Here is a 17,923-nt window from a genome sequence, read left to right as displayed (position 1 = left end):
TCCTCCCACCGTAGGGACGGCCGCGACGCGGGAGAGAGGGTCTGCCGGACCCCGTCTACGGGGAACCTCACGCCGCACGCAGGTGCGCCGTTGCATGGACCGGTACCGACGACCACGGGAGGACCACATGACGACCGACGACGAGCAGACCGGATGGACCGGCGGCAGGGACGCCTTCGGGGACTTCGCCTCCGGGATGGTGCACTACACCGACGCAGTGCTCTTCGACGAGGTCTGGGAGCGCGCTGGGCTCTCCAAGCGTGACCGCAGCCTGGTCACCATCTCGGCGCTGACCGCGCTCGGGAAGACCGACCAGCTGCGGTTCCACCTCGCCTTCGCGCGGCAGAACGGCGTGACCGACGACGAGCTGCGGGAAGCCCTGCTGCAGCTGGCGTTCTACACCGGGTGGCCCAACGGCATGGCCGCCACCACCGTGCTCAAGGACATCGTGGAGAACGACCGGTGAGCGCCTGGCCCGCCGATACCGTGCAGCGGATCGCCACGACGGACGACCTCCACATCGCCCCGTTCCGACCCGACGGCCGGACGCCCGGGACGCCGACCTGGATCTGGTCGGTCGTCGTCGGCGGCCGGGTCTTCGTCCGCGCCTGGAACGGCAGATCCGGGAAGTGGTACTGGGCGGCGCTCGCGCAGCGGGCGGGGACGATCACCGCCGATGGCGCCACGAACGACGTCGTCTTCACGGCCGTCGACGACCCCGACCTCGGCACCCGCATCGACGCCGCGTACGAGGAGAAGTACGCCGGCAGTCCCTACCTCCCCCCGATGGTCGCGGCCGGACCCCGAGCCGCGACCGTCGAGATCACCCCGCGCGACCCCGCCTGACGCCGACCGGAGACGAACACGATGACCGAGACCACCTTCCAGCAGCCCTTCCCGACCGGGGAGCCGAACGACGCGTTCGCGCAGTACTTCACCGGGCGGAGCTTCAACGCCCCCGTGGTCGACGGCGGCGTCCCGGTGAACAACATCACCTTCGAGCCCGGCTGCCGCAACGACTGGCACGTGCACCACGGTCAGGACGGCGGCGGCGACCAGGTCCTGATCTGCACCGCTGGCTCCGGGTCGTACCAGGCCGAGGGCTCCGACCCGGTCAGTCTGACACCGGGCACCGCCGTCCGCGTCCCCGCCGGGACGAAGCACTGGCACGGGGCGAAAGCCGACTCGTGGTTCTCGCACCTGGCGTTCATCACGCCCGGCGAGGGGGTCCGCAACGAGTGGCTCGAGCGGGTGACGGACGAGGAGTACGGCGCGCTGCCCGGGGCCGACGAGGACTGACCGCGCCGACGGACGGCGGGATCGGTCAACCCTCGGGGTCGTCGCCGGCGCGCACCAGCACCGGCACGAACAGGCCGAGGGCGAGCGCCAGGAGCGCGATCGTCCCGGCCACCGCCAGCCACACGCCACCGACCGGGCCGGCCCCGCCGAGGAGCGCCACGACCACGAACGCGACCGCCTGGGCGCCGACCTGCAGGGCGACGAACCGCAGCGCCGACGGCACGAGTGCCCGGAGCTGCACCCGGGCGGTCAGCGGCGTCCACGCCCACAGCAGGCTCGTGGCGAGCAGGAGGTGCGTCGTGAGGAGGAGCACCGGGAGCTCCGTCCCGTCGATCCCGGCGAGGGCGAGCTGCACCGTGAGGAGCGCCGCGAACGGGCCGCGGGGCACGACCGCGGCGGCCACCGCGAGGACGATCGCGACGACGAGCCAGCCGCTCGCGCCGACCACGACGACCGACCCGACGACACCCGCCACCAGGCCGAGCGCGCCGATCGACCACGCGGGCACCGCCGGACCGATCGACGGGGCGCCTGCCCGCTCCGCTCGTGAGGGGGCCGTCATCCGGCCCGCCGAGCGCGGCTGAGCAGGCGGAGCTGCACGGCGGGGGAGTCGCCGTCGTCGGTGCGCCAGCGGATCAGTTCGACGCCGGTGGCGGTCATCTCCGTGAACCGGTCGGCACGTTCGAGCGTGAGGAGCCGGGACGCCGCGCGCTCGTGACGGCTCGCCCGCCGGTCGTCGGGCGTCGGGAGCACGTCGACGGCCACGACGCGGTGCCCCGTGGCGGCCCACGTCATCGCCATCGTCGCCGCCTGGTCGTCGAGGAACGTCGACAGGACCACGACGAGCGACGCCGCCGGGACGAGAGGCATCCGCGCCGTCGCCGTCGCGTCACCGGTCGGGGTCACCGCGGCGATCGTCGAGCGGAGCCGCTCGAGGTGCCGGGTGCCGCCGCCGGGTTCGACCGACCGCGCGGTGCCGGCGAGGTCGCGGAAGCCGACCCGGTCACCGGCCCCGACGTACGCGGTGGCGAGGGACACGGCGGCTTCGCGCGCGAGGTCGAGCGAGGTCGCGTCACGGCTGCCGTGCCGGGCGCCGCTCCACTCCGTGACGTCCGCGCCGAGGTCGTCCCGGCCGTCGAGCACGAGGACGACGAGGGCGTCCGCCGTCGCGAAGGTCCGGCGCACGTAGAGGTCACCCGGGCGCTCGGCCCGCCGTGCGGTGCGTCGCCAGTCGATGCGCCGGAGCCGGTCGCCCGGGGCGAAGAGGGCGACGTCGCGGAACTCGCCGCCGTCGCCGGGACGGGTGGAGTCGTGCGCTCCCGTGATGCCCGTCACCCTCTTCGGCATCGGGAGGTGCTGCATCCGGAGGTGCGGGGGCGGGACGACCGCGGACCGCACCGGACCGGCGTCGGGCACCGAGACCGCGGTGCCGCCCCGGCCGAGGAGCGACAGGTGTGTCCGCAGGACCTCCTGGGGTCCGGAGTGCGTGACCGGGACGGTGCCGGTGAGGTGCACCGCACGGCGAGGTCCGACCACGACGACGTGCCGACGGTCGCCGGCGACGCGGAACTCGACGGCGACGGCCTCGGCGGTGGCAGGCAGGGCGACCTCCGCCCGGTACTCGACGCCCCGACCGGAGTCGGAGGGTGCGAGCTCGATCGTCGTACGGGCCGGGGCCGCGTGGTGACGACGGGCGCCGAACGCTGCGGTCACGAGCGCCGGCAACGCCACCACCACGAGCTCGGGACGTCCGGTGACGAGGCCGAGCCCGGCGAGGAACACACCGGCGGCGAGCCCGAAGACGAGTGCGGGGTTCCGTACCCAGAGCGGCGTGGACGCGGCCACGGGGCTGGCCGACGGTCCGTCCGGAACGCTCACCGTGCCTCCAGGCCGGCAGCACCGGACCCGCCGGTACCGCCGGGGACGCCCGCCGCCCCGACCACCGGCGGCCCCGGCACCTGCGCCACGATGCCCCGGACGATCACCGCCGGGTCCACCCCGTTCGCCCACGCCTGCGGCGTCAACGAGATCCGGTGCGCGAGCACCGCGACCGCGGCGGTCTTGACGTCCTCCGGTGTGACGAAGTCGCGCCCGTCCATGACCGCCCGCGCACGGCCGACGAGCATGAGCGCCTGCGCCCCGCGCGGCGACGACCCGACCTGCACGTCGCGGTGGGTCCGTGTCGCGGCCGCGAGGTCGACGCAGTAGAGCGCGATGTCCTCGTCGACGTGCACGCTCTCGACCGTCGCCTGCATGCGGAGCATGTCGGCCGCGTCGACCACCGCCGGGACCGTCGCGACCTCCTGCCGTCGCCCGATCCGGTTGAGGAGGACCTGTTGCTCGCCCTCGCGGGTGGGGTAGCCGACGGAGAGGCGGACCATGAAGCGGTCGAGCTGCGCCTCCGGCAGGGCGTAGGTGCCCTCGTACTCGATCGGGTTCGACGTCGCGACGACGTGGAACGGCCGGGGGAGCGGGAAGCCCTCGCCCTCGACCGTGACCTGGCCCTCGGCCATCGCCTCGAGGAGCGCCGACTGGGTCTTCGGTGACGTGCGGTTGATCTCGTCGGCGAGGAACATCCCGGTGAACACCGGCCCCGGTCGGAAGACGAACTCGGTGGTCGCCGGGGCGTAGACGAACGACCCGGTGATGTCGGCGGGCAGCAGGTCGGGCGTGCACTGGAGCCGGCGGAAGTCGAGGCCGCAGGCGGCAGCGAGGCTCCGCGCGGCGAGCGTCTTGCCGAGCCCGGGGACGTCCTCGAACAGCACGTGACCGCCCGCGAGGATGCTCGCGAACGCCAGCTCGAGGGACTCCCGCATCCCGACGACGACCGCGCCGACCGTGTCGAGGACGTCGCGGGAGCGCGCGGCGACGTCGGCGATGGGCAGCGGCTGTGCGCTCTGCGGCGGGGTGTCGGTCACGGGTGCCTCTCGGTCGTGGGTTCCAGGGTCTCGAGCGCGGTGAGGACGCTCGCGAAGGTGGTGAGGTCGATCTCGGTCCGCCGCTCGCGCACCAGGACGGCGACCACGCCCGGCGGCAGGACCGCCTCGATGGCCGTCCGGTCGGCGGGGTCGTCCAGGTCGAGTCGGTGCAGCGTCCGCAGGCGGTGCCGGGCCACCGCGCGGGCGCGGGCGAGCGTCCGCTCGGGCACACCGCCGCGGGCACGCAGCGCCCACGCCGTCTCGGCGAGCTCGCGTCGTGCGCCGGGTTCGGAGCGGACGGGAGGCACGGGCCAGGTCAGCGGGACGTCCTCGCGGACCGCGCTCCACGTCAGACCCACCGCGGCGACGGCGCCGCCGACGGCGAGCGACTGCAGGACGCCGACACCGAAGAACCAGGTGATCGCGGCCGCGACGACGGCGAGCACGAGCACCCCGGTGGTGCGGCGGCGGTTCACGATCGGCCCGTCGGGGCGTCGGCCCACTGTGCGTCGAGCGTGCGCAGTGCGGCGCGGACGGCGGCGACGTCGGCGTCGCTCGCCGGACTCCCGCCGAACCGCACCGCGAGGTAGCAGCGACGCAGGGTCGCGAGGGCGGTCTCGTCGACGTCGAGTCGTCGGAGGATCCGCGTCGTGAACTCGGTCGGCGTCTCCGCTGCGCCCCGACGGAACCCGGCGTCCTCGGCGGACTCCTGCAGACCGAGCCACGCAGCGGTGACGGCGTCGGACGGGTCGCGTGGTGTGGACAGCACCTCGAGCGCACGGCCGATCCCGCGGCGGAGGTGCTGTCGACCGACCTCGGCGGACGGTTCGGCCGCCACCGCGACCGTGAGGCCGGCGACCCCGATCTCCTCCGGACGTCCACGACGACGACGCTTCCGCAGCAGGTGCACGACCACGAGCACCAGCAGCGCGACCGCGACGACCGCGAGGACGACGAGGACCCAGGTCGTGTCGACGTGCTGGGCCGCGCGGGCGCCGGGCGGCTGCGGCTCGTCCGTCGCGGGTGGCGGCGACGCGGTCGACACGACGGCTGGTGGGCGGGCGGGGGCGACCGTCGGGGACCAGCGCGCACCGGTCAGGACGGGACGCGCTCCGAGTCCGGCGGCGACGACGACCAGCGCCCCGAGGGCGAACGCGGCGACGGGGACGAACGGGGAGCCGCTGCGCTGCGGACCGTCGTCGTTCCCCATGACCTCACGCTACCCCGCGCGGCCGCGGGAGCGGCGTCCGTCAGGCGAGTCGCGTCGGGAGCAGCCGGACCGGACCGACGGCCGTCCGGCGACGGCCTGGAGGCGCGACCGGCGTCCGTCAGGCGGGTCGCGCCGCCAGGCTGGTCACCGCAGCGCGCCGCTCCCGCCGACGGTGGCGCGCGACGACCGCGCTCGTGGCGGCCGCCGTCGCGGCCGCCACGAGCGCCAGCCATCCCCACCCTGACACCGGCAGAGCCGCGGACACCCCGGAGCACAGCGCGAGGCACCCGAACGTCGCCGAGACGATCGCCGTCAGGATGACGACCGAGCTGACGGCACCGACGGCGCTCGGCGACCGCCGACGCAGGAACCAGTCGGGCAGCGCAGCGAGGGCCCCTGCCGCGAACCCGTAGAGGAGGGCGCCGATGGCCGCGAAGAGCATCACGGGGATGAGGAGGACGATGAAGGTCAGCCCTTCGGGGGACTGTTCAACGACCGCGCCCACGATCGTCCAGACGACGGGGACGGCGACGACGGCCGCGGCACCGGCCCACGCGGTCGTCAGCGGCAGGACCGACAGGAGTGTCCGACGGGTCGCACCGCCTCGGGCGTCGTGCGCGGTCGTGGTGCTCGGCCCGTCCGTCGTCACGGTCGTCACCCTAGCGAGCCGTGCTGCGGGATCGTGGCCGGTGGTCCAGCTCCCGCCGCAGCGCCCGCACCACGGGGAGGAGGGTCTCGAGGCCGCCCGGCCCGGCCCCGAACGGACGTCCGAGGGCGGTCCGCGGTGCGAGGACGAGCGGGTCGCCGCCGTCGAGGCCGAACCACAGGGCGTAGTCGACCCGGGTGCCGCGGGAGTCCTTCGTCGCGAGCCCGACCCGGTGGATGCGCGACCAGGGCACGTCGAGCACCGGACCGTCCCGTTCGGGCGTCCACCCATGCAGTCCCGCCGTGTCGAAGGTCCAGACCTCCGGACGCGGGCGGGGGAGGTCCTCGCTGGCGCGGATGCCCTTCGTCAGCACCGGGAGGAAGAACGCCGGTCGGTGGCTGCTCGCACGGATCCGGGCGAGGACCCGACGATCGCGTCGGCCGCTCCACCACGTGCCGATCGATATGGCGAAGCCGACGACGACCACGAACGCCTCGACCAGGACGACGCTCCCGACCCGACTGCTGCGGGCCATCTCCGCGACGAAGGCCGGGGACCGGAGCTCGGCGACGACGAGGGCCGGGGCGCTGAGCACCAGGACAAGGGCGACTGCGTGGACCGGCCACGACGGAGCTGCGGTGCCGTCACGCAGACGCTCGACCCACCGGTCCGAGATGAACGCCATCTGCCCATCCTGCTCCGGTGCGATCGGGTGCGGGCAGGTCAGAACGCGGTGAGCGCGTCGCGCAGCATCCGGTGGCCCTGCGCTTCGAACGCCTCGTCGTGCACCGCGTACGCCCACACCGCGGTGCCGACGGCCTCCCGGAGCTGCAGCCAGCGCCAGTCCTCGGGGTCGCGGGGATCCTCCCCGTACCCGTCGAGGAACGCCCGCTCGAGCTCGGGGCGTCGCTCCCAGTACAGGACGGCGAGCCTGGTGCAGTCCGTGGCGGCCGGGCGGAGCGCGAAGCGACCGTAGTCGATGGCGAGGAGGCGGCCCCGGTCGACCAGCCAGTTCCGCGGGTGCCAGTCGCCGTGCGTCGGGACGACCGTCACCGGGTGCGGCACCCACGTCTCGAACAGCGCTCGGACCCGCTCGGCCGTGTCCGCATCGATGCGGTGCGGGTGGTCGAGCAGCCGGAGCACCTTGTCCCGCTCGCGGTGGAGGTACTGCGGATCCTCCCGGGCGGACTGCTGGTGGAACCGTCGCAGGACGGTGCCGGCCTGCCGGTGGACGTCGGGGTCGTCCTCGTGGGGCGACCCGAGCGCGAGCCGACCCGGGAGTCGATCGAGGACCAGCACGCGTGCGTCCTCGTCCGCGGCGACGAGGCGGGAGGTCCGGGCGCCGAGGACGCTCGTCCAGCCGTCGCGGTGGGCCGCGAGCTCCCGGGGGAAGTGCGCGTTGTCCGGGCCCGAGGCCTTGACGACGTAGTCGCCGGCGGCGTCACGGACGTGGAGCACTCGCGTGTCCAGCAGTCCCCACGAGTCATCGGCCACGAGGACCGGATCGTCGAGCACCGACTGCAGGAGGGCGACCTGCTCGTCCCGCAGCCCGCTCGCCCCCCAGTGCACACCTCACCCTACGTCGCGCCTGCATCCGCGCGAGCGAGGCAGACGAGGGCAGTGTCAGTCCGCGTGCAAGCTGCCGTCAGCCGGTCCCGTCCGCCAGGCCGTGAACTGCACCGCGAAGCCCGGACGCGACGGTGCGCAGCACATCGGCCCGGCGGCCACCACTGCGTCCTCGTCCAGCGGCGCGACACGGACGAGCTGCCACGGTTCGCTGTCCACGCGAGCTCGGACCGTGAGGGCATCACCGGACCGACTTGCGCGGACCGTGACGAGCCGGCCGTGCCAATCGGGAACGGGAGCCGAGGACCAGTCGGAGGACACGCGTGTGACGACCGCGCCGAGGCTGTCCGCTCCGTCGCTCCGCTCGACGCCGGCCTTGATCCAGGTCTCCGCGTCGACCGAGACGAAGATCCCCGCCTGGTCGAACTGTTCGGCGAGGTCCGAGCGGAACTCGACCTCCATCGCGGTGCCGTTCGGGAACGGCGCGAGGAGTGCGTGTTCGGTGTCGTGCACGAAACCGTACGAGGTCAGCCGCCAGGCGTCGCTCCCCTCCGCGGCGGTGACGCGCATGCCATCGCCCGAGACCGCCACTGCGACGGGCACGTTCGTCCACGTCCCGGCGTTCCATCCGAGGCCGTCCATCTGTCGACCGTACCGGTCGGCGATCACGCACGGTGCCGAGCGCACCGCCCGTGTGCGCCGTGTTCCCGTTCAGATTCCGGGGTGCTGTGCGGCGAGCTGCTGAGCGATCTCCATGGACCGGAGACGGGCCGGGGTGAAGTCGTAGGGCATGCGACTGATGACCTGGGCCGCGCGTGTGACTCGCGTTCGAGCAGACCACATGACCCTGCGGCAGGAGCAAGCAATCGCGTCGCCGAGCTGGACGATGCCTACGCGGTCGCGGACGTGTCCCACCACCGCAGCACCCGTGCCCCGACGAGGGTGAGCCAGCGCGACGGCTCACCCTCCGGCTCGTCGACCTCGAACCACTGCCGACCCGGTGGTCGGTCGCCCTGCACCCATCGTCCGTCCGAACCGCGGGCAGCGCGGACGACCTCGATCGCTTCGGCCGCGCGCGGGTCGGGTGCTGTGCCGTCCCGGAGTGCCGCCGCCCGGAGGTGGTCGGTCGCGCGGAGGACGCTGTACTTCCAGCGGAACGGGTACGCGAAGTCGGTCGCCCAGGATCCGACGAGCGCCCCGTCGGACCTCCGGTGGAGCAACCGGCGGTCGAGCAGGTACTCGGCACCACGGTGCCGGGCTGCGCGCAGGTCCTGGGCGAGCGGGTGCCGTCCGTCGGTCAGGACCTCGTGCTGCAGGAGGCCGTCGATCACGTTGAGGGTCGAGTGGAACGACGACACGGTGGACCCGTCGACCCAGGAGCAGTTCCACCCGCCGTCGTCCATCTGGTGGTCCAGGAGCCACTGCGCGATCCCGTCGACGTCCGCCCCGAGCCACGCGCCGTTCGCGAGGGTGAACGCGCTGATGCAGCAGTCGACCTCGCCGCCCCAGTACGGCAGGTCGTCGTACTCCCACCGGCTGTTCGCGTCGAGGCGTGCGGCGGTGTCTCCGAGGACCGCGGCGTCGAGTCCCCACTCGCGCAGGTCCTTGAGCGCCCACGTGGTCGCCGTGTACGGCTGCCCGGGCGCCGATGCCTCCGGACCGTCGGGGTCGAAGTCGGCGGGGAAGTAGGCGCCGCCGCCCCACTGTCCGTCGGGGTCCTGGTGGGCGAGCAGCGCGGCGCCGAATCCCTCGGTCGCGACGTGGGCGCGGGTGGCCTGCCAGACCTCGACCGGCGCACCGACGAGGTCCCGCTCCACCTGCCAGCGGATCGCGGGATCGGAGTCGAGCAGCCAGTCGACGACGTCGTCCATGGCGCGGAGGCTACCGCGCTTCCAGCGCATCGCACCACACACCACCGCGATCGCGCGACGCCGCGAGGCCACACCGGTGCAGGTTCCCGCAAAGTCGTCGAGCATCCCTCGCGGTAGGGACCTGTACGGACGTACGGTCCCCGCACGGCCCGATCCGAGGCCGCGAGGAGCCGACCCGAAGGCAACCCGATGGACCACCACGCGAAGCACCATCCCCGCGACGAGGCGGAAGGGTGTGCGCCGTGTTGCTCGCCATCCCGCTGAACGCCGTCGACGAAGTCGACGAGCCCGACGCGCTCGATGATCCCACTGTGTTCGACCGCCGCGAGCTCGCACTCGCACTCGCGCTCGTCCACGAGGACGACTTCGAGTCCGTGTCCGACACCGTCATCTTGCCGGTCATCGGGGACCGCGTGCGCTACAGCCGCGGCTCCGGGCACCTGATCGGACTCGAGGGCTCGATCGTCACCGAGGACGACGCCCCCGACCTGCCGCTCGGCCTCCGGTCCGTGCTCCTCGACGGAGAACCGTGGCCGGTGGTCGTCCCGGTGACGAGCCTCGACCGCGTTGTGCTTCAGCCGACGAACCGGTAGGACGCCCCGTCCTCGGTCCGCTCGAGCAGCCCCTGGTCCACCGCGTCCCGCCGGACGACCGCGACGTCCTCCGCGAACATCGCGATGGCAGCATTGAGCACCGGCTCGGTCAGGGGCCGCGTACGACCCAGACGATCGCCCACGATCCCGACGATGCGGAGGGACAGCGGGACGCGCTCGGCCTCGGCGTGCGGCATCCGCGCGATCCGGTCGAACTCGAGGGCCGCCGCGGGCGCCTGCAGCAGCTGCAGTGTCCGCGCGGTCGACCCGAGCAGTGCGCGGTCCGGACCGTGCTCGTCCACCCAGTCGAACGCGTCGACGGCCGCGCGGGTCCGGTCGTCGAGCTCGCCGTCGCCGACCAGCGCGGCCCGGAGCGTCGGGCTGGCGAGCACTGCGACGGCCTGCCGAGCACGTGCCACCGCGCGCGCGACGTCGGACGGCCCCGCCCCCGACGAGGCGTCTGCCCCCGACGACGCGCCCGCACGCGACGACGCGCCCGCACCAGACGACGCCCCCGCACCCATCAGAAGTACGTGATCCCGTGCGGCGTCCGCTCCGGCAGCAGCATCGCGCGCAGCCGGGTGACCGCGGTCGGGTCGTCTGCCTGGATGAGCCCGGCGGCCGCGAGCGTCGTGGGCGACACCGACCCGATGAGCACCGCACCGAGGTCGGCGACGTCGAGACGCACGTCGGCAGCGCCGTCGGCGTCCCCGTCGGGAGTGTGTGCGATCCGCGTGACGGATCCGCGCCCGTCGACCACGTCGAGCCGGTACGTCCCGGCAGCGAACCCCATCGCGTCGGAGACTGCCAGCGTCAGCGACCCGTCCACGGCGTACGGCCGCGACTCCAGGACGCGGGCGACGTCGAGGACGCGCAGCCAGACGTGGTCCTCCTCGTGCTCGACGTCGTACGCCCGGTTGTCACCGAGCGCCGCGACGATCGGGTCGTCCAGCCGCGAGCGGGAGTACCGCACGACGTCGTTGAGGTCGATGGAGAGGAGGAACTCCCAGAGCGACAGGTACGCGTCGTCGGTGGCGTAGACCAGGTCGACGATCTCGAGGACGGTGTCGTCGTCGCGACCGTGGCCTTCCTTGACCCGCCAGGTCACGTAGCCGTCGACCTCGTCCACACCAGACGGCCTGTGCACGGCGGCCCGCACGTCCTTCGCGGGCTCGCCGTCGTACCCGCGGAGCCCGAGCGCGACGGGCCACGTCCCCGTGTTCCGCACCATCGACCCCGGCGTACAGGCATCGAACCGGGCGAAGACCTCGCGGGCGGGGCCGGCCTCGAGCCACTCGGGTGTGACGACCGTGACCATGCCCGAGGTCGGCGCGAGCAGCGGCAGCGCGCGGGCACGACGGACGCGGACAGCGCGCTCCCGGATGGCGCTGCCGAACCCGAACCGCCGGTAGATCGTGCCCTCGGAGGCGGTGAGCGACGCCATCGCGTACCCCTCGGCGACGCCCTGCTCGAGCGCACGGGTCATCATCGCGCGGAGGATGCCACGTCGCCGCTCGGTGGGCCGGACGGTAACGGCGCTGATCGCCTGCGTGTCGATCGACGAGCCGTCGCCCCAGCTCAGCGCCTTGCGGAACCAGGCGAAGGTGCCGGCGGGCCAGGTCTCGTCGACGGAGCCGGGCAGCGGGTGTCGGACGTACGCACCGAGCCACGTCTGGTCGTCCGCGGCGAACTCGCCGACGGCGCGCGCTGCGTGCTCGGGCGTCGCATCGGTCTCGTGGAAGCCCAGGTTGACCGCGCGCATCCACGCGGTGGTCTCCGCGGTGGGAGCCCCCTGCTCGTCCAGCGCCGGCGCGATGGTGCGCAGCTCGTACCGTTCGTCGAATGCGTCGTTGCTCACGACCCCGACACTATCGGGAGCCTGCGCGGGCGCGGCAGCGCCCGCTCAGCGCCGCGGACACCGGACGGGAGGCACGGGTCGGCCCCGCCGCGACGGCCCACCCTCCGGACGTGCGTCGTCAGGGCGTGCCGCGCCGCGCCTCCTGGGCGATCACCTCGTCGAGGTCCGACAGCTTCCGCATCTGCTGCAGGGGACGCGCCATGCGGTTGTTGTTCCGCAGCGCGGGCTCCGTCCGTGCGAGGAACGCCCAGTAGCCAGCGGTGAACGGGCAGGCGTCCTCGCCGACCCGCTTCGTCGGGTCGTACCGGCAGCCGCCGCAGTGGTCCGACATCCGGTCGATGTAGCGCCCGCCGGAGGCGTACGGCTTCGTGGCGACCATCCCGCCGTCCGCGTGCTGCGACATCCCGATGATGTTCGCGGGCATGACCCAGTCGGTCCCGTCCACGAAGACGTCGGTGAACCACTCGGTCAGGTGCACCGGGTCGTAGCCACGCTGCAGGGCGAAGTTGCCGAGCACCATGAGTCGCTGGATGTGGTGCAGCCAGCCGTGCTCGTGCAGGCCGTCGATCGCGGTGTACAGACAAGCCGCGTCGATCTCCGACGCGTCGAGCTCCTTCCACCAGCGGGGAAGTCGCTCGTGGGCGTCGAGGGCGTTCTCGGACGCGCCGTAGTCGTCGCCGAACCACCAGTACAGGTGCCAGACGTAGTCGCGCCACCCGGCGATCTGCCGGACGAAGCCCTCGACGCTCGCGAGGGGTGCGTCGTCGTCGCGGTGCGCCACGAGGGCGGCCTCGATCGCGTCGCGCGGGTCGAGGACGCCGAGGTTCATCGGCACGCTGAGCAGCGAGTGCGCCATGGTCCAGTCGTTCGTGAGCGTGGCGTCCTCGAACGGGCCGAAGTCGTTCAGCCGGGTGCGGACGAAGTCGTGGAGGGCGTGCTGCGCCTCCGCCGGGGTGACCGCGAACCGGCGTCGGTCGTCGGCGCCGACGAACCGTGCGGTACCGTCCCGCTCCCATCGGTCGAGGTCACGCCGGACCTCGGCGTCGACGTCGTCCTCCTCGGGCCACCACGGGTCCGGGAGCCCGAGCGTCGTCGCACCCTTCGGCGGGGACTCGCGGTTCTGGTCGTCGAGGCTGAACTTCCCGCCGATCGGCTTGTCCGAGCGCATCAACCAGCCCTCGCGCTTGCGGACCCGCTCGTAGAACGCCTCCATCCGGAAGCGGCCGGTGCCCTGCGCGGCCCACTCGGCGAACTCGTCCTCGTCGGTGACGAACCCGCGGCTCGGCAGCACCTCGGTGCCCTTGCCCCAGTGCCGCACCTGCGCCCGGAGCGTGCGGGACGGCGGGTCCACGACCTCGAGGTCGTCCCGGCCGACGAGCGCGTCCTTCAGCGCGTCGACCTGCACGTGATCGACCCGGTCGCCCTCGCCGCGCTCGTGGAGATCGTGCACGAGGTGCCGGAGGGCGCTCAACCACAGGTGCGCCTTGGCACGGTGCATCGGCCTCGCGGTGAGGAACTCCCGCGCCTCGACCACGAGGAGCGGACCGCCGTCGTCGAAGTCCGGGCCGTACTGGCCCGGCAGGATCAGGCGGCGGCGCTGGTCGGTCATGCCGCGGACGGTACGCGAGCGTGCGACCGGTGGCCCGGTGCGTCCCCCGACTCCACGGCGGTTCCGCGGGTGGCCCGGTCTGTGTAGGGTGACGGACATGCAGTGCCGCTGAACCGTTCTTCGACTCCCACCCGTGCGCCGCTCGGCGCCGTCGAAAGGTTCACCATGCCCTCCTCCGCACTGCCCCTGCACCGGTCCCTACCCCTGGCCGGCAAGACGGCCCTCGTCACCGGCGTCTCGCGGCGTCGGGGCATCGGGTTCGCCGTCGCGTCGAAGCTCGCCGACCTCGGCGCCAGCATCGTCGTCCACCACCACCGGCCGCACGACCTCGACCTCCCGTGGGGTGGTGACGACCTCGACTCCGTCCGTGACGGGCTCCGCGCCCACCTGACCGAGGGAGCCCGGTTCACGGACGTCCCCGGCGACCTGTCCGACCCGTCGACGATCCCCGGGCTCATCGACACCGCGACGGCGCTCACCGGCCGCCTCGACGTGCTCGTCTGCAACCACGCCAAGAGCGGCGACGACGGCAGCATCCTCGACATGACCCCCGAGCGGCTCAGCGCGTTCTGGGAGGTCAACACCCGCGCGACGCTCCTGCTCACCGCCGAGTTCGCCCGACGGCGAGCACCGCGGACGGACGAGCCGCGGCGACCGGGGGACCGGATCACCGGGTCGGGTCCCTACACCGAGGCGCAGGGTCACGTGTTCTGGATGACCTCCGGCCAGATCCACGGGGCGATGATCGGTGAGGTCGCGTACGCCGCGAGCAAGGCCGCGCTCGCCGGGGTGACCGCCACCGTGGCGAAGGAGCTGCTCGAGCTCGGCATCGTGCTCAACACGGTCAATCCGGGGCCGGTGAACACGGGTTACATGGACCCGGAGACCACCGACCGGTCGCTCGACGGGCTGCAGGAGTACCTCGCGAGCACGCCGTTCGGCCGGGTCGGGACGCCGCAGGACCCCGCCGAGCTCATCGGCTGGTTGGCGACGTCGTCGGGGAGCTGGGTGGTGGGGCAGGTCCTCACGTCCGACGGTGGGTTCTCCCTGTAGCGACCACGGCGTCTCCGCCGCGGCACCCGGCGCCTCAGTCGGTCGCGCCCTTCGGCGGGTCGACGAGCAGCGCGACCCGGTCGGCGAGGTACCCCGCGAGCGGCACCGCGTCGCCCGCCGTGGGGGACCACCGGACGAAAGGCTCGTCACCCTCGACGGTGAGCACGCCGTCCGACCCGACCAACGTCTCGTCGAGCGGGATCGGCGTCGCGCTGTGGTTCACGGTGTCACCCGGGGCGAAGTGCCCCTTCTGCGCAGCCGCCCGGTAGGCCCGACGCACCTCGGCCGACACCGACACGAACTGTGAGCGACCGGGCTCGGTGACGCGCGTGATGCGACCGGTCGCCCACACCCGGCCGGCCGTCTCGGGGGAGGAGCCGAGCAGCAGCGCGCCGACCCGCCACACGCGCCCGAGCGAACGGATCGTCGGGTCGCGCCGGATGCCGAGGAGAGCCTTCGGCTCGACGTACTCGCCGAGCGCTTCGTCGCGGGCGTCGGCTGCGTCGAGCGTCAGTGCGGCGTCGCCGAGGAGCGCCTTCGCCCGAGCAACACCGTCCGTCACGGCTCCCGAGCGTAGCCCGACCGTGGAGCCGCGGCGCGGTGTGCGTCACGACGACGGCTGCAGACCGGTGGCCGTGCAGTCATCGACCGTCAGGGTGCCGCCGACCGCCGCCGCGTTCCGCGAGGTGATCTGCAGAGCGAGGAAGTCGCCGCCGTCCTGGACCGACCCGCTCGTGTCCAGGCGGGTCCACACCCCCTCCGTGAGCTCCTCGACGTCCCAGCCACCCGTACCGACCTGCGGCAGCGGCGTGGTCGGCGTCGAGGACGGGTCCGACGGGGACCACTCGCGGGTCCGGAACGCGACACTCGTACCTGCCGTGCTCGGGCGGACCCAGCAGCTCGCCCGGAACCAGGCGTGGCGTTGCGCGTTCGTGGCGACGGTGCGGGTCGCACCGACCGTGCCGGCGGTCGTGGACGACGGGGTGACCGTGACGGCGGCGGTCCCGGACCGGACGAGCGCTGTCGTCCGGTCGACCGAGGACGAGCCGACCGCGGCCCAGCCGTCCGTCCCCCGTTCGAACCCGGGGTCGGTCAGCACCTCGCCAGGCGTGGTGGCCACTGGCGTCGTCCGTGACGGCACGTAGGTCTGGACGCCGCACGCGGTCGAGACGAAGAGCCGGTGCTGCGCGATCGCGAGGTTGCCTCCGCCTCCGCCGTCGTCGCACGCGGCGACGAACTCGCTGCGCTGCGCTCCGGTGACCTCGTCGAGCGCGACCACCGTCGTCGGGTCGAGCGAGTCGCTCGTCGAGGCGGCCCACACGAGTCCGTTCGACACGAGCGGCGCCGTGTCGGGGTTCCACGGGTTGCCGCCCTTCATCGGGAAGGAGTGGGTCCACCGCACCGCGCCCGTCGTCAGGTCGATCGCGCGCACGGTGGCTGCGACGCTCGGGCCGTCGTCGCTGCCCGGCGTGTAGCCGTTGGTGGTGAAGAAGCCGGTCCGTCCGTCGAACGCGACGGACTGGTAGGACGACGGCAGCTTGCGCACGATCTTCCCGGTCTTCGTGTCGATCACGAACGTCCGTGCCCCGGGAACGTACAGCAGTCCGTCGTGCACCGACGCGCTCGCCCGCGACTCGGCCTGCGCGGGGGACGGGCCGAGGTCGGGGAGCAGCGTCCGCCAGAGCCAGTTGCCCTTCGAGTCCGTCGCGGTCACACCGTTGGGACTCCAGACGTACACCCGCCCACCGGAGATGATGGATCGAACAGGGGTGCCGATGTCCCAACGAGCCAGCCAGAGGAAGCTGCCGGTCCGGCTGGAGGAAACCGCTGCGCCGTTCGAGACGTGCCCGTTGCCGACGCTCACCGCCCACCCGCCTTCTCCGTTGACGAGGTCGCCGGCCCAGATCCGCTTGCCGGTGTCGGCCGAAAGCTGTTCGACGCGGTACTCCGACGTCGCGGGGTCGTCGTGCAGCAGGTAGACCTTCCCACCCGTGACCGTGGCCTGGATCGCGAAGTGGTACTGCTTGCGCCAGACGAGCTTCCCGGTCGCGGTCGCGTAGGCAGAGACGCTCGAGCACTGGTACTGCGGTTCCGTGACGATGGTGGTCTTCGCGGTCACGCTGATGGAGGACGCGGACACACCGCCCGACTGCGGGCAGAGCGGAGGAGCGTTCCGCCAACTCGGGGTCACGGTCGCCGGCAGTGAGTCCGTGAGCTGCGCGTTCTGGTTGGCAACGTCGTTGCCCTCGCCGATCACGACGTTGCCGCCGGACGGGTACGGCGCGCGGGTCGGCTTGATCGCGGGCAACGCGGCGGCGGCCGCCGCGTCTCCCTGCGCGGGGGCCACTGCACCGGCGGCGAGGAGACCGCCTGCGACGAGCACGGTGAGGAGGGGGCGCCATCGCACGACGGGCTCCGTTCGGGTCGGTTGGCGCCGGACCTCGGCGACGTCCCGAACGTAGTCCCTGAGTCCAACTCACGTCACGCTGCGAAGCTCGGCCGCTGGAATGCCGCCCGACGCCCTACCGTTGCACCGACCGGAAACGAGGAGGGCCCATGGGCATCGTGCGCTGGCTGTTCGACGCGCAGATCGTCATCGGTGACCAGACGGTGCTCTGGCGCGAGGTGATCGGCAACGTGTTCGGTCTGCTCAGCGCCCTCGGCGGGATGCGCCGCAAGGTCTGGGCGTGGCCCGTCGGCATCCTCGGCAACGCCCTGCTCTTCACCGTGTTCATGGGCGCACTGTTCGACACCCCGAACCCGGTGAACCTGCTCGGTCAGGCGGGACGCCAGATCATGTTCATCATCGTGAGCGTCTACGGCTGGTACCGCTGGACGCACCGCCCGGCGGAGGCGACCACCGTGATCGACCCGCACTGGGCCTCCTGGCGGACCCGCGGACTGTTGGTCCTGGGGATGGTGGGCGGCACCGCGATCCTGACCCCGCTGTTCCGCGCCCTCGGCTCGTACGAGCCGGTGTGGAGCGACGCGTGGATCTTCGTCGGTTCCCTGCTCGCCACCTACGGCATGGCCAAGGGTTGGGTCGAGTTCTGGCTCGTCTGGGTGGCCGTCGACCTGGTCGGCGTGCCCCTGCTGTTCTCCGCCGGCTACTACGCGTCGGGGCTGATGTACGTCTTCTACGGGGTGTTCACGCTGACCGGGTTCTTCGTCTGGATGCGCCAGCGGACCAAGCCGCCGGCCGCGCCGGTGACGGTGGGCTGACCGCCTGGAGGCACGGCTCGAGTCCGTCACGGAGGCCGGCTCCTGCTGCGGCGATCGCGACACCCCCGCTCGGGTTGC

General features: G+C 73.0%; 21 protein-coding genes. 6 read left to right on the top strand and 15 right to left on the bottom strand.

Translation table 11 applies throughout. The features are described from left to right. Positions 1 to 127 precede the first annotated feature (127 nt). From ACRQ4C_RS13260 to ACRQ4C_RS13250, 3 genes are read left to right on the top strand one after another with little or no spacing between them, the layout of a single operon-like run. Positions 128 to 466 (top strand): carboxymuconolactone decarboxylase family protein, encoded by a 339-nt coding sequence (locus ACRQ4C_RS13260; RefSeq protein WP_439688955.1) that lies wholly within the window; start codon positions 128 to 130, stop codon positions 464 to 466. Continuing rightward, positions 463 to 846: a DUF2255 family protein gene (locus ACRQ4C_RS13255; RefSeq protein ID WP_439688954.1), complete on the top strand. Its 384-nt coding sequence runs from the start codon at positions 463 to 465 to the stop codon at positions 844 to 846. Before ACRQ4C_RS13260 ends, ACRQ4C_RS13255 begins: the two co-directional genes overlap by 4 nt. Positions 847 to 867: 21 nt before the next feature. Beyond that, a complete protein-coding gene (locus tag ACRQ4C_RS13250) occupies positions 868 to 1,299 on the top strand; it encodes a cupin domain-containing protein (RefSeq protein WP_439688952.1) in 432 nt (143 codons plus the stop codon). 25 nt (positions 1,300 to 1,324) lie between these two features. On the opposite strand, the gene ACRQ4C_RS13245 is transcribed toward ACRQ4C_RS13250, so the two are convergent. From ACRQ4C_RS13245 to ACRQ4C_RS13200, 10 genes are all read right to left on the bottom strand, one after another. Next, positions 1,325 to 1,861 carry a hypothetical protein gene (locus tag ACRQ4C_RS13245; RefSeq protein ID WP_439688951.1) on the bottom strand — a complete coding sequence of 179 codons (537 nt, stop codon included), beginning with the start codon at positions 1,859 to 1,861 and terminating at the stop codon, positions 1,325 to 1,327. Next, positions 1,858 to 3,177, bottom strand: a complete 1,320-nt coding sequence (locus ACRQ4C_RS13240) for a DUF58 domain-containing protein (RefSeq protein ID WP_439688949.1) — start codon at positions 3,175 to 3,177, stop codon at positions 1,858 to 1,860. Before ACRQ4C_RS13240 ends, ACRQ4C_RS13245 begins: the two co-directional genes overlap by 4 nt. Continuing rightward, positions 3,174 to 4,217 carry an AAA family ATPase gene (locus tag ACRQ4C_RS13235; protein WP_439688948.1) on the bottom strand — a complete coding sequence of 348 codons (1,044 nt, stop codon included), beginning with the start codon at positions 4,215 to 4,217 and terminating at the stop codon, positions 3,174 to 3,176. The genes ACRQ4C_RS13240 and ACRQ4C_RS13235 overlap by 4 nt, the downstream gene beginning before the upstream one ends. Then, positions 4,214 to 4,693 carry a hypothetical protein gene (locus ACRQ4C_RS13230; RefSeq protein WP_290131024.1) on the bottom strand — a complete coding sequence of 160 codons (480 nt, stop codon included), beginning with the start codon at positions 4,691 to 4,693 and terminating at the stop codon, positions 4,214 to 4,216. The genes ACRQ4C_RS13235 and ACRQ4C_RS13230 overlap by 4 nt, the downstream gene beginning before the upstream one ends. After that, positions 4,690 to 5,427 carry a DUF4129 domain-containing protein gene (locus ACRQ4C_RS13225; protein ID WP_439688947.1) on the bottom strand — a complete coding sequence of 246 codons (738 nt, stop codon included), beginning with the start codon at positions 5,425 to 5,427 and terminating at the stop codon, positions 4,690 to 4,692. The genes ACRQ4C_RS13230 and ACRQ4C_RS13225 overlap by 4 nt, the downstream gene beginning before the upstream one ends. A 118-nt stretch (positions 5,428 to 5,545) precedes the next feature. Continuing rightward, the gene (locus ACRQ4C_RS13220; protein ID WP_439688946.1) at positions 5,546 to 6,076 is read right to left on the bottom strand and encodes a hypothetical protein; all 531 of its coding nucleotides are present in this window, start codon (positions 6,074 to 6,076) and stop codon (positions 5,546 to 5,548) included. Positions 6,077 to 6,086: 10 nt separating this feature from the next. After that, positions 6,087 to 6,758: a hypothetical protein gene (locus ACRQ4C_RS13215; protein ID WP_439688945.1), complete on the bottom strand. Its 672-nt coding sequence runs from the start codon at positions 6,756 to 6,758 to the stop codon at positions 6,087 to 6,089. A 38-nt stretch (positions 6,759 to 6,796) separates the two neighbouring features. Beyond that, positions 6,797 to 7,642, bottom strand: a complete 846-nt coding sequence (locus tag ACRQ4C_RS13210) for a phosphotransferase (RefSeq protein ID WP_439688944.1) — start codon at positions 7,640 to 7,642, stop codon at positions 6,797 to 6,799. Positions 7,643 to 7,696: 54 nt separating this feature from the next. Continuing rightward, positions 7,697 to 8,281 (bottom strand): DUF1349 domain-containing protein, encoded by a 585-nt coding sequence (locus ACRQ4C_RS13205; protein WP_439688943.1) that lies wholly within the window; start codon positions 8,279 to 8,281, stop codon positions 7,697 to 7,699. A gap of 248 nt (positions 8,282 to 8,529) precedes the next feature. Continuing rightward, entirely contained in the window at positions 8,530 to 9,510 is a 981-nt protein-coding gene (locus ACRQ4C_RS13200) for a squalene cyclase (RefSeq protein WP_439688942.1), read from the bottom strand. Between the two features lie 242 nt (positions 9,511 to 9,752). Between ACRQ4C_RS13200 and ACRQ4C_RS13195 the strand changes: the two genes are divergently transcribed. Next, positions 9,753 to 10,103, top strand: a complete 351-nt coding sequence (locus tag ACRQ4C_RS13195; protein ID WP_290131037.1) for a hypothetical protein — start codon at positions 9,753 to 9,755, stop codon at positions 10,101 to 10,103. Here the strand turns inward: ACRQ4C_RS13195 and ACRQ4C_RS13190 are convergent. The 3 genes from ACRQ4C_RS13190 to ACRQ4C_RS13180 form a co-directional block, all read right to left on the bottom strand. Continuing rightward, on the bottom strand, positions 10,085 to 10,495 hold the full coding sequence (locus ACRQ4C_RS13190) for a DUF2087 domain-containing protein (RefSeq protein WP_439688941.1): 411 nt from the start codon (positions 10,493 to 10,495) through the stop codon (positions 10,085 to 10,087). The two genes, ACRQ4C_RS13195 and ACRQ4C_RS13190, sit on opposite strands and share 19 nt — an antisense overlap. A 131-nt stretch (positions 10,496 to 10,626) precedes the next feature. Next, positions 10,627 to 11,961, bottom strand: coding sequence for a GNAT family N-acetyltransferase (locus tag ACRQ4C_RS13185; protein WP_439688940.1), 1,335 nt, complete (start codon positions 11,959 to 11,961; stop codon positions 10,627 to 10,629). Between the two features lie 118 nt (positions 11,962 to 12,079). Next, positions 12,080 to 13,570 carry a cryptochrome/photolyase family protein gene (locus ACRQ4C_RS13180; protein WP_439688939.1) on the bottom strand — a complete coding sequence of 497 codons (1,491 nt, stop codon included), beginning with the start codon at positions 13,568 to 13,570 and terminating at the stop codon, positions 12,080 to 12,082. A 165-nt stretch (positions 13,571 to 13,735) separates the two neighbouring features. Here ACRQ4C_RS13180 and ACRQ4C_RS13175 point away from each other — a divergent pair, with 165 nt between their 5' ends. Beyond that, positions 13,736 to 14,623: an SDR family oxidoreductase gene (locus tag ACRQ4C_RS13175; protein WP_290131041.1), complete on the top strand. Its 888-nt coding sequence runs from the start codon at positions 13,736 to 13,738 to the stop codon at positions 14,621 to 14,623. A 34-nt stretch (positions 14,624 to 14,657) separates the two neighbouring features. Here ACRQ4C_RS13175 and ACRQ4C_RS13170 read toward each other — a convergent pair whose 3' ends face one another. Beyond that, positions 14,658 to 15,185, bottom strand: coding sequence for a hypothetical protein (locus ACRQ4C_RS13170; RefSeq protein WP_439688938.1), 528 nt, complete (start codon positions 15,183 to 15,185; stop codon positions 14,658 to 14,660). 45 nt (positions 15,186 to 15,230) lie between these two features. Continuing rightward, entirely contained in the window at positions 15,231 to 17,030 is a 1,800-nt protein-coding gene (locus ACRQ4C_RS13165) for a hypothetical protein (RefSeq protein WP_439688937.1), read from the bottom strand. 149 nt (positions 17,031 to 17,179) lie between these two features. On the opposite strand from ACRQ4C_RS13165, the gene pnuC reads away from it, so the two are divergent. Next, positions 17,180 to 17,845, top strand: coding sequence for a nicotinamide riboside transporter PnuC (pnuC, locus tag ACRQ4C_RS13160; protein ID WP_439688936.1), 666 nt, complete (start codon positions 17,180 to 17,182; stop codon positions 17,843 to 17,845). The last annotated feature ends 78 nt before the right edge of the window (positions 17,846 to 17,923 follow it).

This window comes from Curtobacterium sp. SP.BCp (assembly GCF_051903255.1).
In the GTDB taxonomy this organism is placed as follows: domain Bacteria; phylum Actinomycetota; class Actinomycetes; order Actinomycetales; family Microbacteriaceae; genus Curtobacterium.
This window is presented reverse-complemented; position numbering and strand designations above follow the sequence as displayed.

Excerpts from the sequence above, each read along its gene's own strand:
- ACRQ4C_RS13260 (WP_439688955.1), top strand. The coding sequence starts at position 128 with ATGACGACCGACGACGAGCAGACCGGATGGACCGGCGGCAGGGACGCC.
- ACRQ4C_RS13250 (WP_439688952.1), top strand. The coding sequence starts at position 868 with ATGACCGAGACCACCTTCCAGCAGCCCTTCCCGACCGGGGAGCCGAAC.
- ACRQ4C_RS13245 (WP_439688951.1), bottom strand. The coding sequence starts at position 1,861 with ATGACGGCCCCCTCACGAGCGGAGCGGGCAGGCGCCCCGTCGATCGGT.
- ACRQ4C_RS13225 (WP_439688947.1), bottom strand. The coding sequence starts at position 5,427 with ATGGGGAACGACGACGGTCCGCAGCGCAGCGGCTCCCCGTTCGTCCCC.
- ACRQ4C_RS13215 (WP_439688945.1), bottom strand. The coding sequence starts at position 6,758 with ATGGCGTTCATCTCGGACCGGTGGGTCGAGCGTCTGCGTGACGGCACC.
- ACRQ4C_RS13205 (WP_439688943.1), bottom strand. The coding sequence starts at position 8,281 with ATGGACGGCCTCGGATGGAACGCCGGGACGTGGACGAACGTGCCCGTC.
- ACRQ4C_RS13200 (WP_439688942.1), bottom strand. The coding sequence starts at position 9,510 with ATGGACGACGTCGTCGACTGGCTGCTCGACTCCGATCCCGCGATCCGC.
- ACRQ4C_RS13180 (WP_439688939.1), bottom strand. The coding sequence starts at position 13,570 with ATGACCGACCAGCGCCGCCGCCTGATCCTGCCGGGCCAGTACGGCCCG.
- ACRQ4C_RS13175 (WP_290131041.1), top strand. The coding sequence starts at position 13,736 with ATGCCCTCCTCCGCACTGCCCCTGCACCGGTCCCTACCCCTGGCCGGC.
- pnuC (WP_439688936.1), top strand. The coding sequence starts at position 17,180 with ATGGGCATCGTGCGCTGGCTGTTCGACGCGCAGATCGTCATCGGTGAC.